The organism is Anaerococcus tetradius ATCC 35098 (genome assembly GCF_000159095.1).
Classification (GTDB): domain Bacteria; phylum Bacillota; class Clostridia; order Tissierellales; family Peptoniphilaceae; genus Anaerococcus; species Anaerococcus tetradius.
This window is the reverse complement of the sequence record NZ_GG666356.1, coordinates 1-451: the sequence shown is the minus strand read 5'-3', so window position 1 is coordinate 451 and position 451 is coordinate 1. Positions and strand designations below refer to the sequence as shown.

Genomic DNA, 451 nt, shown 5'->3' with positions numbered 1-451 from the left:
AGGATATCCAAAACTTGCATAGAGTTTATTTGTTATAAGTCTATATACTTTGGCTTCACTTTCCGGGAGATTTGAAATATCCTTATTTAATGAACTTATCGTTGGAATTATTGCATGATGATCTGTAACTTTTTCAGAATTAAAAACTACCTTAATTCTTTCTGTATCAAAATCATTTTTTCCTATAATATTATTTACAGTGCTTTCTATCATGTCTACTGTCAAATATCTTGAATCTGTTCGTGGATAGGTAATATACTTCTTTTCATACAGACTTTGGGCATAATCTAGTGTTTGTTTTGCACTGTATCCAAAATACTTATTACATTCTCTTTGAAGTGTTGTTAGGTCAAGTGGTAGATTAGGCTTTGTAATATTTTCTTTTTTAATTACATCGGTTATTTCAATTCTTTCTTCGATTAAGTTTTTTAGCTGCTCTGCCACTATCTTA

1 protein-coding gene is annotated in these 451 nt (G+C 29.5%); it reads right to left on the bottom strand.

Going from position 1 to position 451, the window contains the following annotated elements:
- A partial coding sequence (locus HMPREF0077_RS10155; RefSeq protein WP_004837938.1) for a DNA topoisomerase occupies nucleotides 1–451 on the bottom strand: 451 nt, incomplete at both ends.